Consider the following 14625-nt stretch of genomic DNA (forward strand, 5'->3'; position numbering starts at 1 on the left):
TGCGAAGCATTCCGGCTTTCGCGATAAATCCAGACGAATGCACGACGTGAATCGTTTGCGAGTCGTCGAATAGCGCCATTACGCGCTGATTACAGAAGACGCACAAAAAAGAGCCGCATGAAACATGCGGCTCTTTTATTGCATTTGCGGTTACGCCGGTATGGCGGCCGGGCTGTTCTCCGGCGGCATGCGTCAGGCGATCAGGTAGCGTTCGCGATTCTTGCCCGCGATCCACTTGGGCGGCTTGCCGCGCCCGCTCCAGGTCGCGCCCGACTTGGGGTCCTGATAGCGCGCGGGCAGCGGCGCCTTTTTCGGCGGGCGTCCGCGGCGCGCGGCCTCGGCAAAGCCCAGGTCCTGGGCGGAAAGGCCATACTCGGCGATCTTTTCCCGGATCGTGGCGATGACGTCCGCGATCTCGGTGCGCCGCGCCTCTTCGGCCTGAGCCTGGAGTTTTGCGATCTGCGCCTTGATTTCTGTATATTGCGACATTTCTATTCCCCCTTCATTGCTCTTGAAACCGGCTCGATCGGAGATTAGACGCAAATAACGGAATTCGCAATCGCTATTAATACTGTTTTTTCACGCTATTCTTCGACTTAACGATCGACCGGCTCCAGCGCAATTGCGCACACATCGATCGCAATAATTCGATCAATTACGTCGAAATTGACAATCCTTGACAGCATCGAAAAGGGCGAATGCCTAGAATCTGGCATTTCCCGGTGCCGGTGCTTTACGCGGCCCCTTCAAAAATCGACTTTTCGAGGTGTCACGCAATGCACTTATCCAGGCGGCTCATCGCCGAACTGATCGGCACTTTCTGGCTCGTTCTGGGCGGCTGCGGCAGCGCGGTGCTCGCGGCCAACTTCGCCGGGCCGGTTCACGGACTCGGGATCGGGTTCGTGGGCGTGTCGCTCTCCTTTGGCCTGACCGTGCTCACCATGGCCTACGCCATCGGCCACATTTCGGGCTGCCATCTGAATCCCGCCGTGAGCGTGGGCCTGACCGTGGCGGGCCGCTTCCCGGCGCGCGACCTCGTGCCCTATATCGCCGCACAGGTGGTGGGCGCGGTGATCGGCGCTTTCGTGCTTGCGCTCATCGCGACGGGCAAGCCCGGCTTCGACCTCGTCGCGAGCGGCTTCGCGACCAACGGTTACGGCGAGCAGTCGCCGGGCCACTACGCCATGGGCGCCGCGTTCGTGTGCGAAGCCGTCATGACCGCGTTCTTCCTGTTCGTCATTCTCGGCGCAACCGACAAGCGCGCACCCGCAGGCTTCGCGCCGATCGCCATCGGCCTGTGCCTCACGCTGATTCATCTGATCTCGATTCCCGTCACCAATACCTCGGTGAATCCGGCTCGCTCGACCGGCCCCGCGCTGCTCGTGGGCGGCGAGGCGATCTCGCAGCTGTGGCTGTTCTGGGTCGCGCCGATCGTCGGCGCAGTGATCGCAGGCATCGTGTACCCGGCGGTGGCGGGGCGGCGCGAAGCGGTGGCGGCGGTCGCCGTGCGCGAGACGGCTTGACGGCCTCTGACGCGCGCTGACACGTCCGCGCGGCCCGAGCCGCGCCGCATTGCGACACGTTCTCCGTGCAGCTGCTGTTGCAAACGGGCGCTTCGGCGCCCGTTTGTCTTGCTGGCCGCGGCGCGCTCCGGGTGCGCTGCTGGCCGGGCCCGTGATGGCTGCGCTGCTAGAATCGGGCGACCTTCCCATTGTCTTGCGACCTGGAGCATCACGCCCAGCATGAAGCGCTCACGCCCCCGGCCAGGCCGGATCGCCTCGACGCTCGCCACCGCGCTGAGCGCACTGCTATGCGCCTGTGCGCCGCTGCCGCACGCCAACGGACCCGCAAACGCCGGCGAGACAGCGCAAACTAATGCGAGCAGCGCGCCAACTACGCGCAATGTCGAAACACTCATCTTCGTGAGGCACGGCGAAAAACCGCCAGAGGGACTCGGCCAGCTCAACTGCAAGGGGCTGAACCGCGCGCTTGCGCTGCCAGCCGTGATCGCGGCCAAGTACGGCAAGCCCGACGCCATCTATGCGCCCGACCCCGGCGAGCAAAAGGAAGACAACGGGCATTCCTACTACTACGTGCGCCCGCTCGCGACGATCGAGCCGACTGCGATCCAGTTCGGCATGCCGATCCAGACGCCGTATGGCTACTCGAAGATAGACGCGCTGCAAACCACGCTCGTCGATCCGCAGTGGCGCGGCCGCACCGTGCTCGTTGCGTGGGAACACCGGGAAATCGAGACGCTCGTGCGCCGCATCGTCGCCGCGCACGGCGGCAGCGCGAACGATGTGCCGCGCTGGGAGAGCGCGGACTTCGACAGCATCTATGTGGTGCGCATCGACTGGAGCGGCGGCGCCGCGCGTGCGCGTTTCTCCCACGAGCGCGAAGGGCTCGACGCACGTGCGGACGACTGCCCGTGCGCGCAATTGCCCGCCGCGCAGTAACCGTCCCGCGGTAACCGTTCGCATGGAAGCGCGAGAGCGGTGGCGGCGCTAGCGACCGCGACCGCGTGAATTACGACGCGAGTTCGTCGTCGAGCGCGAACAGCTTGCGAAGATGATGCGCGACACCGGCTTCGAAGTTGTTGCCGATGCGCGGCACCCGAGGCAGCCGCTTGATGAGATCGGGATTGGCGTTGTTCATCATGAACGGATGGCCCGCTGTTTCGAGCAGGTCGATGTCGTTCATGTTGTCGCCGAACGCGACGCAACCCGCCGCGTCCACGCCGAGCCGGTCGAGCACGACGCGCAGCGCGCGGCCCTTCGAAACGCCGGCCACCATCACTTCGAGACAATCGGGCAGGGAGTAGGTGACGTAGAGCGCGTCGCCGAACTCGCGCGCGAGATTTTGCGCGACGTGTGCGAGATCTGCCGGATCGCCGATATAGAGCGCCTTGGCAATGCCGGCGCCCGCGTAGTCACGCAGATCCGCCACGCGGTACTCGAAGCCCGAGTCCTGGTGATATGCGAGCAGTTCGGGCGCATCGCGGTCGATGAGCCAGGCGTCGTCGGTGTAGATGCTCACGATCACGCGGCCATGCTCGCCCACGGTGTCGGCAGCCACGAGACGCTCGACCATGGGCGCGCCCAGATTGCTCGCGTGGATCAGCGTGTCGTCGGGTGCGTGCACGCGCGCGCCGTTCGCGGTGATGAGATACGGCCGGATGCCGAGCACGTCGCGAATGCCGGCCACGTCGCAATAGTGGCGGCCGGTCGCAATCACGAACGGCAGCCCTTGCGCATCGAGCGCGCCCAGCGTGGCAACCGTGAACGGATCGACCTGATGGTCGCTATTGAGCAGCGTTCCGTCGAGATCGGTTGCAATGACCTTGTACATGGTGATCACACAGCTAGCGGGAAACCTCGAATCGTAGCATCTGCGGCATGGCTATGCCGTTGACCTACGTTCGTGCCCCTTCTCACATGCCACTCAGCTGTCCGCGGCGGCGCTTGCCAGCCGCTGGGCCTCCATCTGCGCGAGCCGCAGCGCACCGGTGGTGGAATCGGCGAGCGGCGCGCGCAGGCGATCGCGCACCGCTTGCGGCACCCATTCGCGCAGCGGCTGCCCAAGGCCGCCCGAGAGCGCGGCCGGCAGCTTGCCCGAAGGATCGAGCGCGATGATGAGTTTCGCAATTTCCACGCCGGCTTCGGCGAGCAGCCTGGCGACGAACGGATGTTCGCGATGCGCGAGGACGACCGGCGCGAGGCTGGCATACGCCGTCTGGTTGGCCGCGCACTGCCACACAATGAGACTGTCTCGATCGGTGGCGCACGCGTGTGCGAGCAGGGCCCGTGCGAAGTCGTCCATGGGCACGCGGGCATCGAGCGCCTGCTGCGCCCAGACGATCGCACGCAGGCCGAACCAGGCGCCACTCGCTTCGTCGCCCGAGGGAAAGCCGAAACCGCCCGCAATGCGGCACTGACCGTCCTCACCGAGAACCGCCGCGATGCTGCCCGTGCCGAGGGCGACCACCACGCCCGGCGCGCCGCCGTGCGCGCCCAGCAGTGTCGTGTAGGCGTCGCTTTCCACCGCAAGCCCGGCCACCGGGGGCGCGGCAGCGAGAAACGGCGCCAGCCAGTCGGGGTTGTTCACGCCTGCGAGCCCGCAGCCAAGCACGCATTGCGACCAGTCGAACGCGAGCCCCGCCTGTGCAAACGCCGCGCGGCAGCCTTCCTCGATCGATTGCCAGGCCCGTTCGATACCGAGCCCGAGCCCTGACGGCCCCGCAGCCGCGCGCGCGAGTTCGACGCCGTTCGTGTCGCCAAGCGCGATGCGCGTGCCCGTGCCGCCGCCGTCCACGCCAATCAACCAGGTGTATTTCTGCATGATGTCCGCCGCGCCGCGCGCGCCTGAGAGTCCGGTTCGAAAGCCAAAATTTTTGTCGTGCCGCAGAGACTAACGGCTTCCCAGGCTTCGCACAATCGGCCATCCGGCCAGGGTGGCGGCGCGGCACCGATCCGCTATGCTTGCGTGGCTCGAACGACGTCTCGCAAGGAGAACTCACCGTGACACACCGCTGCAACTGGGTATCGGCCGGCGCGTCGCCGCAGTATGTGCAATACCACGACGAGGAGTGGGGCGTGCCGTCGCGGGACGACCAGCATCTGTTCGAAATGATCGTGCTCGAAGGCGCGCAGGCAGGACTCTCGTGGTCCACGATACTCAACAAGCGCGAAGGCTATCGCCGCGCCTTCGCCAACTTCGACATCGCCAAGGTTGCGCGCTTTACGCCCAACCACGTCGAAACGCTCATGCAGGACGCCTCGATCGTGCGCAACCGGGCCAAGATCGAGGCCGCCATCGCCAACGCGCGCGCCGTGCAGCAGATCCAGGCCGATCACGGCTCGCTCGCGAAATTTGTCTGGTCGTTCGTGGACGACACGCCCATCCAGAACGACCTCGCCTCGTATCGCGACGCACCGGCCTCTACCGAAGTCTCGGACGCGCTTAGCAAGGCGCTCAAAAAATACGGCTGCAAATTCGTTGGTACGACGATCTGTTACGCGTTCATGCAGGCTGTCGGCATGGTCAACGACCACGAGCGCGACTGCATGCGCCGCAAGGCCTGCGCAGCGCTTGGCAAAAAGAAGCGTCGCGCCTGAGCGCAGCGAAGCTCGTGCGACTCGGGTAACTCCCGAGCGGAGCGGGACGCCGTGCAAACTCTTGTCCCGCATGGCTTTGTGACACGCCAGAGCGACTGCGCCCGGCGCCGGCCAGCCTGTTTTTTGATCGCTACCGTGCGCCGCCCCACGGTTTTCCACTGGCGTGCCGTTATAACGGGAAGTGAATGCAGGCGCGTCAGGGGAACGGGTAGTGATGCCGGCTGGGAGGCCGGCGGCGCCGCATTAGAAGGGAATTAACCTGTGCCTGGCACCTGGGCAACAGGGGGTGAAATGAAAAACGTCCACTTCCTGAGTCATCAGGAGATCTTCGACCGCGCAGTGGCCCATCTGTTTGGCCAGGGGCGCGCGGCACTTCTTCCACGCGGCGGCGGCGCCTATCGGGGCGGTGGCTGTGGCGGCGGCTCCGGCAGCGCGCACTGCTACGGCGGATGTCCGGTCGGCAGCTTCATCCGGCCACGCGACTACATGAGCGCCATGGAAGGCATACCCGTGCGCTTCATCGGCCGTGAAACGAACGACGTGCCGCTCTATATGGACGTGGGCGTTGCCGCGCTGAAAAAGGCGCTGCTGCGCGCCCATATCAACATATACGACCCCGCTACGACCAATCTGCTGAGTTGCCTGCAGAACGTGCACGACGTGTTTGGCGTGTGGGAATGGCGCGAACGCCTTTGCTCGATTGCCGCGCAGTTCGGCTTGTCGCCCGAGCAGCTGAAGGACGCCGCCTGAAATCGGCCGGCGCGCACAACGCGCGCCGCGCTTCGACGCGTAGTGCTACGCACGAACACGCGCAAACGCAAACGGCGGCGCAGCTTCTTGCGAAGCATGCGCCGCCGTCTGGCGGAACACCGAAAAGCGAAAAAGCTTAGTGGAGCTTCTTCGGCAGCATCTGGCTGCGCAGGCGCTTGTGCAGGCGCTTCACAGCAGCTGCCTTCTTGCGCTTGCGAACTGCCGTCGGCTTTTCGTAAGCTTGACGCTCACGCAGCTCGGCGATCAGGCCGTTCTTTTCGATTGCACGGCGGAAGCGGCGAATCGCCACTTCGAACGGCTCGTTTTCCTTCAGAAGAATCGTCGTCATGTATTTCCTAACTCAAATCGCTTAATACGGTTCAAAGGCGCGAGCGTCAAAGCCGCTCACGCGCCGGCCCTCCGGTCGTTCGCCACGCTGGGGCTAAACGAGAGGCAAGGCGGCCACGGAGGCCGGAAAAGAGAAGTAGGGGGTTCACAGCGGAACGCGATCAGGTCGACCTTGCTGCAACACACCTGACCGCCGGTTTGCGGCCGCCAACAGTAACGAACACGGCAACAAAACAGGCAAAGATCTCAATTCACTCCCAATGATATCAGGAAAAGATCCGCCTGACCAGGGTTTCTTGATTCTACTCAGGGACTTGCGCGGCTTGCCACGGCCGCCGCGCCCGCCCTGTCAATTAGGACACCTGGGTTAATGCCTTTGCCGTCAGGCGCTCGCGTCGTTGAGCGCCTGGATGTCGGCTGGATCGAGCTTCAGCCGTACCGCGGCAGCCAGGCTCTCCAGCTGATCCAGCGAGGTCGCGCTCGCGATCGGCGCGGTAATGCTCGGGCGCGCGATCAGCCACGCCAGCGCAACCGCCGCGAGCGTGCTGCCGTGGCGCTCGGCCACGTAATCGAGCGCCGCGAGGATCCGGATACCGCGGTGATCGAGGTACTTCTCGACGCGCGAGCCGCGCGTGCTCTTTGCGAGATCCTCGCGCGAGCGGTACTTGCCCGAGAGAAAGCCGCTCGCGAGGCTGTAATAGGGCACGACCGCGAGCTTCTGCGCCATCGCCACCGGTTCGAGATCGGCCTCGTAGCGGGCGCGGTCGTACAGGTTGTATTCGGGCTGGATGATCTGGTACGCGGGCAGGCCGGACCTCGTCGAAACCGCGAGCGCTTCCTCGACGCGCGCGCCCGTGTAGTTCGACGCGCCGATCACACGCACCTTGCCGGCCTCGATCAGCCGCTGGTAGACACCGAGCGTTTCCTCGAGCGGGACCTTCTGGTCGTCCTCGTGCGAGAAGTACACATCGATGTAATCGGTCTGCAGACGACGCAGCGAATCTTCCACGGCAGCCGCGATGTTGGCGGCGGAAAGTCCCGGGCGGCGCGCATCTTTTGCGACCTTCGTTGCGATCACCACCTTGTCGCGCTTGCCGCTTTTCGCGATCCACTTGCCGATGATCGTCTCCGACTCGCCGCCCTGGTTGCCGGGCACCCACGCGGAATACACATCGGCGGTGTCGATGAAGTTGAGGCCGGCGTCGGTGAAGGCGTCGAGGATCGAGAACGAGGTGGCTTCGTCAGCGGTCCAGCCGAAGACGTTGCCGCCGAACATGAGCGGGGCGACCTGCAACGAGGAAGTGCCGATCCTGCGTAGTTCCATGGGGCCTCCAGAAAAAAGGGCGGACGGGGAACCGCTGAGCATACGCCGCCTCGCGGGGCGCTGCAGCGGGCACGGGCACGCGGCCGCGGAAGTGCCCTGGCGGCGCTGCACTAAACCACGCGCGATACCTGCCGTAAACACGCTTGCAAACTGCAGGACGCAGGAATGCGTGAGGGAAGCGGGAAGCACGGAGCGCGGCGCAACAGGACTTTTTATGCACCGCGCAAATGAGGTCTCGATTGTCGGTGCTTCCCCTCAAGTTTTTTTTACCCACGCCGACAACCTTCACTGAGGCGGCCAGCAATGAAAGATTGCACCCGCCGCGGCCATAGTGGCTTGTAACGGGCTTTCAGCCCGCTTAGGAGAATTTCCATGCTCGGAATTAACAGCAACATCAACTCGCTCGTCGCGCAACAGAACCTGACGGGCTCGGGCAGCGCGCTGTCGCAAGCGATCACGCGCCTGTCGTCGGGTAAGCGCATCAACAGCGCAGCTGACGATGCAGCAGGCCTCGCGATCTCGAACATCATGCAGACCCAGATCAACGGTCTGAACCAGGGTGTGTCGAACTCGAACGATGGCGTTTCGCTGGTTCAAACGGCATCGAGCGGTCTGTCGTCGCTGACGAGCAGCCTGCAGCGTATCCGCCAGCTGGCCACGCAAGCGGCCAACGGCTCGATGACCGCAGACGACCGCGCAGCACTGCAGCAGGAAGTGAACCAGCAAGTTTCGGAAATCAACCGTATCGCGTCGCAAACGACGTACAACGGCATGAACGTGCTGAACGGTTCGCTCGGTACCGTGTCGTTCCAGGTCGGTGCAAACGTCGGTCAGACGATCAGCCTGAGCCTGTCGCAAAACATGTCGGCAGCCTCGATCGGCAGCGGCGTGCCGCAAGCCGGCCAGACGCTCGGCACGTTCAGCGGCCTGAGCCTGAGCTCGGCTGGCGCTTCGGTCGCCGCCTCGGCAGCAACCGTCACGTCGATCAATGTGGTTTCCGACGGCAGCGGCGGCTTCACGTTCACGGACCAGAACAACCAGGCACTGAGCAGCGGTGCGGTCGGTACGCTGTTCACGGCCACGGGCGCTTCGGGCACCAGCGGCAACGCCATCCAGGGCTCGGGCGGTGCGGTCTCGCTCAGCATTGCCGCAGCCTTCAATACGGCTGTCGGCTCGGCCGGCTCCGCTGCTGTCGCTTCTGTGGACGCTCAGGTCAACTCCTACAACGTGCCGACGGACGTTGCTAACGTCGACATCAGCACGGCAAGCGGCGCAAGCATGGCCATGGAGTCGATCGACAACGCGCTGAACACGCTGAACAACCTGCAGGCAACGCTCGGCGCAGCACAGAACCGCTTCACGGCAATCGGCACGACGCAGCAAGCTCAGTCGACCGACCTGTCGACCGCCCAGTCGTCGATCCAGGACGCCAACTTCGCAGAAGAAACGGCAAACCTGAGCAAGGCGCAAGTGCTGCAGCAAGCTGGTATCTCGGTGCTGGCACAAGCGAACTCGCAGCCGCAGCAGATCCTGAAGCTCCTCCAGTAATACGAGCTTCTCTAGCCCAAGCGTTGCGCGCCCGGCCGCCATACCCGTGAGCGCAACGCAAGCCAATCGGGAGGATCGCCTCCCGATTGGCGTTTTCCAGACTTGAACCGATTCAAACTGCAACGCCGACGCACGGAGCCCCTTCATGTCCACCGTAACCAGTTCGACAGCCAGCACGATCGCAAGTAGCGTCGCCGCTACGACCGCAGCGAGCAACGCCGCTCTGCAGCAAGCAGCCCAGTCGATCGTCAGCGGCTCGACCGGCAACTCGTCGATGGACGTGAATTCGCTCGTCACGGCGCTCGTCAACTCCAAGATCGCCGGCCAGGCCGCCACGATCAGCGCCGAGCAGACGCAGGACAACACCGAAATCTCCGCGTACGGCGCGCTTTCCGCCGCGCTCTCCGCACTCCAGGCAGGCCTCTCGCCGCTCTCGGACGGCACAACCCTCAGTGCGTTCAGCACGACGCTCAGCGGCACCGGCCTTACGGCCACTGCAGGCAGCGGCGCGGCAGCAGGGACGTATTCGCTCGACGTCAAGCAAGTGGCACAAGCTCAGGTGCTCACCTCGACCGGCTACGGCGCAACAACGGCACTCGCCTCGGGCTCGTCCACGATGACGCTGACGGTCAACGGCGCCAGCACCACGATCTCGCTCGACAGCACCAACAGCACCGTCGCGGGCATTGCATCGGCGATCAACTCGGCCACCAACAATCCGGGCGTGACGGCAACGGTCGTCAACGGCGCCGACGGCGCGCACCTCGTGCTGCACGCCACCTCGACCGGCGCATCGAACGGCATCAGCATCGCGATCAACGACTCGAATTCCAGCGATGCCTTGAACAACCTCGCCGTGACGACCACGGCGGGCACGGCGATCACGAGCGCAAGCGCGACTTCCGCCAACCTCACCGCCAACCAGTCGACGATCTCCAACACGACCAACTGGACACAGTCCACGGCCGCACAGGACGCCTATTTCACGATCGACGGCACGGGCGCGACCAGCACGACGAACACCGTAAAAACCGCGCTGTCTGGCGTCACGCTGACCCTCACCGCAGCGGCAGTCGACACGTCGAGCACGGGCAGCGGCGCACAAACGCTCACGGTTTCGCAGAACACCAGCGCCGAATCCAGCGCGATCAACAATTTCGTCACGCTCTACAACACGCTCGTGACGACGATGTCGACGCTCACGTCGTTCAGCTCGACCTCGACGTCGCAAGGCGTGCTGCTCGGCGACTCGACGCTGAACATGATTCAGAACCAGCTGGCGACGATCGTGGCAACCGGCGTGAAGAGCGGCAATACGACGACCAGCCTGGCATCGATTGGCGTCACACTGAATTCGGACGGCTCGCTCTCGGTCGACAGCGACACGCTGAATACGGCACTGCAAAACAATCAGTCGACCGTGGCAGCGCTGTTCAATTCGACCAACGGCGTCGCCGCCCAGTTGAATAACAACATCACGAGCTATTCGTCGAGCACGGGCGTCATCACGACGCGTACCAACTCGATCCAGACTGACCTGACGAACCTCTCGACGCAGCAGTCGAATCTCGCGGAATACCAGTCGCAGCTCACCAGCATGTACACCGCGCAATTCACCGCGCTCAACACGCTGATGGCGACGATGAACAACAACCAGCAATACCTCACGCAGCTCTTCGGCGGTACGAACAGCGCAGGCGCGCTGGCCACCAACAAGAGCTGAGCGCATCCAGCAGGAGAGACGACATGGAATTCGCAGCGCCCATCGATCGCATCTGGCAGATCACGAAAGACATCGAACAGGCGGCGGCCGTCGGCGAATGGGAAAAGGCGGCCGCGCTCGCCAACGAGCGCTCGCCGTTGCTCATGTCGCTCTCCGCGAAGCAAACGGACGCCGCGCTCGACGTGCTCAAGCAGGTTCACGCGATCGACGCGCGCATCGCCGCAACGGCAGGTTCGGCACAGTCGGCGCTGAGCGCCGAATACCGTTCCGCCATGCAGGCCACGCGCAACGTGAACCAGTATCAGCGCGTCGCGCAGTTCTGAAGTACGGACTTTGCAGCGCGTACAGGAATAACAAACAACCATTGCGCCCTCGAGGGCGCATTCGCGTACCTCGGCCCGCCTCGTGCGGGCTTTTCTTTGTGCGCCCTCATTGCGCACGGCCATGGCCGCAACGGCCAACTACCCCGACCCCATCTCCGCCCTTCGTTCGCACCACCGAATTGGCGGGCGTTTTGACGTCAACTCGGCAATTCGTCCCGACTGGGCGCCCTCGATAATTGCCCTACTTCTGCTACTTGCGGCGCAAGCACGCCTTCGTCATGACCGCTTTCCAAACTCCGACCGACATCACCGCGCTCGTCCCCCAATCGCAAATGGGGAACGACATCCAGCTCGTCATGGAAGCCGGGATCGAACATCATCGCAAGCAGGAATACAGCGAAGCCGAAGCGCTCTACGCCATTGTGCTGGAAGCGGATAGCGATCATGTCGACGCCAATTACCATATGGGCGTGCTGTACATGCAAACGGACCGGCCAGCCGAGGCCGTGCCGCACTTCGAGGCGGTGCTCGGCCATACGCCGAACTTCGCGCAACTCTGGGTCTACTACTTCAACGCCCTGACCGCGAGCAACCAGTTCGAAGCCGCACGGATGGCGCTCGACGTGGCGCGGCAATGCGGTGTTCCCGCAGACGCCATCGAGACGTTGAAGGCTCGGCTGCCGCAGCCTGACGCCGCGGCGGCATCGGCGCCCTCGCCTGAACCTATGCGCGCGGCCGCGGAAGCCACGCCGCAGCAGAAGACTTCGGACACGCCCGCAGCGATAGCCGACCTGCGTCGCGCCAGCATGACGGATCTGCGCCAGTTTGCCGATCTGTTCAACGGCGGAAAAACTGAGGCCGCGCTGAAGCTTGCCCGTCGCTTGACGGAGCAAAACCCGGCGCACGGCGAATGCTGGCTGACGCTCACGCACGCCCTGCAGCGCGCAGGCAAGTATGCGGAATCCGTGATGTCGGCCGAGCGGGCCACCGGCCTGCTGCCCAACAGTCTCCCCGCGCAGTCTATGCTGGCCGACGCGCTGCATATCACGCGCCAGCATCAGCGAGCCATCGCGCACTGCACCCAGGCGCTCGAAAAACATCCCGAGAGTGCAGCACTGCATCGCACATTGGGTGCCGCCCTTCAGGCGACCGGCCGCGCCGGCGAGGGCATCGCCCAGATGCGCCGCGCCGTTGAACTGGAGCCGAACAATGCTCTCGAGCTCGACGCGCTGGCTAACGCACTGAACGAGGATGGCCAGTACGACGAAGCGGAAAGCGCCTTTCGCAAGGCGCTCGCACTCGCGCCCATGCAGGCGGCCACGCACAGCAACCTGCTGTTCTGCCTGATGCACAAGACCGACCTCGATGCAGAAAGCGCCTTCGCGGAGTTCAGCGAGTACGGGAAGCGCCAGGAAGCCTCCCTGCGTCCACACTGGCCGCAGCACACGAACGATCGCAACCCATCGCGGCGCCTGCGGATCGGCTTCGTTTCCGGCGACCTGATCAATCACCCGGTCGCCTACTTCTTCCAGTCGATCGTGGAGCATCTGGCCCGCGACTCAAGCCTGTCACTGCACGTTTACTCGAACTACGTGGTCACCGACGCGTTCACGAAGACGATCCGGGAGCACGCGCAAGAGTGGCACGAAATCTTCGGCATGACCGACGCCGCGGTCGCGCAAAAAATGCGCGACGACGGCATCGATATCATGATCGATCTGTCCGGCCATACCGGCCGTAACCGTCTCGTGGCCCTCGCGCACAAGCCCGCGCCCATCCAGGTGAGCTGGATCGGCAATCCGGCCACGACCGGCCTGACGGCCATCGACTATTACATGTCGGACCGGTTCGTTACACCGCTCGAACAGTTCTCCAGCCGTTTCTCGGAAAAGCTCGTGTTCCTGCCGGCTCTCGCGCCGTTCAAGCCGTACGCGCAAGCGCCGGAGGTGAACGAGCTGCCCGCCTTGAAAAACGGCTACCTGACCTTCGGCAGCTTCAGCCGTCTGGTCAAGATCGGGCCGGAAGTCGTGGCGCTCTGGGCGCGCGTGCTGCGCGAGATACCGACTTCGCGCATGCTCATTGGCGCGATCACGTCAATCGAACAGATGAACAGAGTGGCCAAACTGTTCGCGAGCGAAGGCGTGGACGTGAGCCGCATCAGCTTCATGCAGCGCAAGGGCACCGATGTCTACCTGCAACAGCACCAGCAGGTCGACGTCTGTCTCGACGCGTTCCCATTCGCCGGTTCGACCACGACCATGCACGCCCTCTGGATGGGCGTTCCCACCATGACGCTGCCCGGCGTTTCGATGGCGAGCCGGGGCAGCACGGGATGGCTCTCGCACCTCGGGCTCGACGAGGCGTTCGTCGCAAACGACAAGGACGACTTCGTGAGCAAGTGCGTCGCGCTCGCCAGCGACATCGAGGCACTCGCAACGGTGCGCCGCGAGTTGCGCCAGCACTGCATGCAGTCGCCCATCATCAGCGCAAGCACGATCGCCAACGCCGTATCGCGTGCGCTGCGAACCATGTGGCAGCGCTGGTGCGACGGACTTGCGCCGGAGCATTTCGAGGTCCTGGCGCAGCCGCAGGATGCTTCGGCGGAACCGGTTGCGGAACCGGTGCGCGAGCCGCAACAACCGGGTATTGCGCCAACAGCCGGCTCGATCACGTCGATCGACGCGGTGACCGGCATCCCCGCAGCGACGAAACCGATCCGTATCATCTGCGGCACCCGCCGCACCCGTGAGCAGTTCTCGAATGAAACGGCGCTTGGCCAGTCGCTAAAGCTCTACGCCCAACTGCCTAACATCGAACTCCAGCTGTTCGACAACAACACGCGCGGGCTGTCCAGCATCTACAACGCGGCGATCGAAGAGGCGAAGCAGCGTCCGGCGATCCTCGTATTCGTTCACGACGACGTCTGGCTCAACGACTTCTTCTGGACCGAGCGCATCCGCGAATCCCTCGCCCGTTTCGAGGTGGTGGGGCTCGCCGGCAACCTGCGCCGCGCGCCGCGCCAGCCCGCATGGGCCTTCGCGACGCCCGATCTGCAGTGGGACGAGCGCAAGTATCTGAGCGGAACCGTCGGCCACGGCAAGGGCTTTCCGTGCAACATCGCGTCGACCTTCGGGCCTTCCGGACAGGAATGCAAGCTTCTCGACGGTCTGCTGCTGATTGCGGATAGCGAAGTGCTCGCGAAGAGCGGCCTGCATTTCGACGAGCAGTTCAAGTTCCACTTCTACGACATGGACTTCTGTCGCCAGGCGGAACTCAAGGGGCTGCGCATGGGCACCTGGCCGATTTCGGTGGTGCACGAAAGCGGCGGCGCGTTCGGCACGCCGAGCTGGCGCGAAGGCTACGAAAACTATCTGCGCAAATACGGCGATTGAGGCCGTTCTCCCAACAGCCAGGCGACGCTCCGGCGTCGCCTGCTGGCAGTCAATAAACGGTTCGTCGGGCAGCGGTCCAGCCCTGACGGCGGCCATATCG

Annotated in this window: 13 protein-coding genes; 8 read left to right on the forward strand and 5 right to left on the reverse strand. The window is 64.1% G+C overall.

The genetic code is table 11. The annotated features are described in order from the left end of the window. Nucleotides 1-192: 192 nt before the first annotated feature. Nucleotides 193-489, reverse strand: coding sequence for an H-NS family nucleoid-associated regulatory protein (locus AB4Y35_RS07265; protein ID WP_028203342.1), 297 nt, complete (start codon nt 487-489; stop codon nt 193-195). A gap of 287 nt (nt 490-776) precedes the next feature. On the opposite strand from AB4Y35_RS07265, the gene aqpZ reads away from it, so the two are divergent. Together aqpZ and AB4Y35_RS07275 are read left to right on the forward strand one after the other, a co-directional pair. Further along, nucleotides 777-1523 carry an aquaporin Z gene (gene aqpZ, locus AB4Y35_RS07270; protein WP_368703939.1) on the forward strand — a complete coding sequence of 249 codons (747 nt, stop codon included), beginning with the start codon at nt 777-779 and terminating at the stop codon, nt 1521-1523. A gap of 219 nt (nt 1524-1742) precedes the next feature. Continuing rightward, nucleotides 1743-2459, forward strand: coding sequence for a histidine phosphatase family protein (locus tag AB4Y35_RS07275; protein ID WP_368703940.1), 717 nt, complete (start codon nt 1743-1745; stop codon nt 2457-2459). 70 nt (nt 2460-2529) lie between these two features. Here AB4Y35_RS07275 and AB4Y35_RS07280 read toward each other — a convergent pair whose 3' ends face one another. Together AB4Y35_RS07280 and AB4Y35_RS07285 are read right to left on the reverse strand one after the other, a co-directional pair. Then, entirely contained in the window at nt 2530-3351 is an 822-nt protein-coding gene (locus tag AB4Y35_RS07280) for a Cof-type HAD-IIB family hydrolase (protein WP_368703941.1), read from the reverse strand. Between the two features lie 93 nt (nt 3352-3444). After that, nucleotides 3445-4341 (reverse strand): BadF/BadG/BcrA/BcrD ATPase family protein, encoded by an 897-nt coding sequence (locus AB4Y35_RS07285; protein ID WP_368703942.1) that lies wholly within the window; start codon nt 4339-4341, stop codon nt 3445-3447. 179 nt (nt 4342-4520) lie between these two features. Here AB4Y35_RS07285 and AB4Y35_RS07290 point away from each other — a divergent pair, with 179 nt between their 5' ends. After that, nucleotides 4521-5117 carry a DNA-3-methyladenine glycosylase I gene (locus AB4Y35_RS07290; RefSeq protein ID WP_368703943.1) on the forward strand — a complete coding sequence of 199 codons (597 nt, stop codon included), beginning with the start codon at nt 4521-4523 and terminating at the stop codon, nt 5115-5117. Between the two features lie 291 nt (nt 5118-5408). Further along, complete coding sequence (locus tag AB4Y35_RS07295) at nt 5409-5867, forward strand: hypothetical protein (protein WP_368703944.1); 459 nt, start codon at nt 5409-5411, stop codon at nt 5865-5867. A 136-nt stretch (nt 5868-6003) separates the two neighbouring features. On the opposite strand, the gene rpsU is transcribed toward AB4Y35_RS07295, so the two are convergent. Then, nucleotides 6004-6216 carry a 30S ribosomal protein S21 gene (rpsU, locus tag AB4Y35_RS07300; RefSeq protein ID WP_004198205.1) on the reverse strand — a complete coding sequence of 71 codons (213 nt, stop codon included), beginning with the start codon at nt 6214-6216 and terminating at the stop codon, nt 6004-6006. A 381-nt stretch (nt 6217-6597) separates the two neighbouring features. Next, nucleotides 6598-7539, reverse strand: a complete 942-nt coding sequence (locus AB4Y35_RS07305) for an aldo/keto reductase (protein WP_368703945.1) — start codon at nt 7537-7539, stop codon at nt 6598-6600. A 372-nt stretch (nt 7540-7911) separates the two neighbouring features. On the opposite strand from AB4Y35_RS07305, the gene AB4Y35_RS07310 reads away from it, so the two are divergent. The 4 genes from AB4Y35_RS07310 (at nt 7912) to AB4Y35_RS07325 (ending at nt 14525) form a co-directional block, all read left to right on the forward strand. Beyond that, on the forward strand, nt 7912-9087 hold the full coding sequence (locus AB4Y35_RS07310) for a flagellin (RefSeq protein WP_368689549.1): 1176 nt from the start codon (nt 7912-7914) through the stop codon (nt 9085-9087). Between the two features lie 145 nt (nt 9088-9232). After that, complete coding sequence (gene fliD / locus AB4Y35_RS07315; protein ID WP_368703946.1) at nt 9233-10810, forward strand: flagellar filament capping protein FliD; 1578 nt, start codon at nt 9233-9235, stop codon at nt 10808-10810. Nucleotides 10811-10833: 23 nt separating this feature from the next. Next, complete coding sequence (fliT, locus tag AB4Y35_RS07320) at nt 10834-11133, forward strand: flagellar protein FliT (protein ID WP_324142778.1); 300 nt, start codon at nt 10834-10836, stop codon at nt 11131-11133. 278 nt (nt 11134-11411) lie between these two features. Then, complete coding sequence (locus AB4Y35_RS07325) at nt 11412-14525, forward strand: tetratricopeptide repeat protein (protein ID WP_368703947.1); 3114 nt, start codon at nt 11412-11414, stop codon at nt 14523-14525. Nucleotides 14526-14625: the final 100 nt, after the last annotated feature.

Origin of the sequence: Paraburkholderia sp. EG286A, from assembly GCF_040965375.1 — a bacterium.
Taxonomy (GTDB): Bacteria; Pseudomonadota; Gammaproteobacteria; order Burkholderiales; family Burkholderiaceae; genus Paraburkholderia.

Excerpts from the sequence above, each read along its gene's own strand:
- AB4Y35_RS07265 (WP_028203342.1), bottom strand. The coding sequence starts at position 489 with ATGTCGCAATATACAGAAATCAAGGCGCAGATCGCAAAACTCCAGGCT.
- aqpZ (WP_368703939.1), top strand. The coding sequence starts at position 777 with ATGCACTTATCCAGGCGGCTCATCGCCGAACTGATCGGCACTTTCTGG.
- AB4Y35_RS07275 (WP_368703940.1), top strand. The coding sequence starts at position 1,743 with ATGAAGCGCTCACGCCCCCGGCCAGGCCGGATCGCCTCGACGCTCGCC.
- AB4Y35_RS07280 (WP_368703941.1), bottom strand. The coding sequence starts at position 3,351 with ATGTACAAGGTCATTGCAACCGATCTCGACGGAACGCTGCTCAATAGC.
- AB4Y35_RS07285 (WP_368703942.1), bottom strand. The coding sequence starts at position 4,341 with ATGCAGAAATACACCTGGTTGATTGGCGTGGACGGCGGCGGCACGGGC.
- AB4Y35_RS07295 (WP_368703944.1), top strand. The coding sequence starts at position 5,409 with ATGAAAAACGTCCACTTCCTGAGTCATCAGGAGATCTTCGACCGCGCA.
- rpsU (WP_004198205.1), bottom strand. The coding sequence starts at position 6,216 with ATGACGACGATTCTTCTGAAGGAAAACGAGCCGTTCGAAGTGGCGATT.
- AB4Y35_RS07305 (WP_368703945.1), bottom strand. The coding sequence starts at position 7,539 with ATGGAACTACGCAGGATCGGCACTTCCTCGTTGCAGGTCGCCCCGCTC.
- AB4Y35_RS07310 (WP_368689549.1), top strand. The coding sequence starts at position 7,912 with ATGCTCGGAATTAACAGCAACATCAACTCGCTCGTCGCGCAACAGAAC.
- fliD (WP_368703946.1), top strand. The coding sequence starts at position 9,233 with ATGTCCACCGTAACCAGTTCGACAGCCAGCACGATCGCAAGTAGCGTC.
- fliT (WP_324142778.1), top strand. The coding sequence starts at position 10,834 with ATGGAATTCGCAGCGCCCATCGATCGCATCTGGCAGATCACGAAAGAC.
- AB4Y35_RS07325 (WP_368703947.1), top strand. The coding sequence starts at position 11,412 with ATGACCGCTTTCCAAACTCCGACCGACATCACCGCGCTCGTCCCCCAA.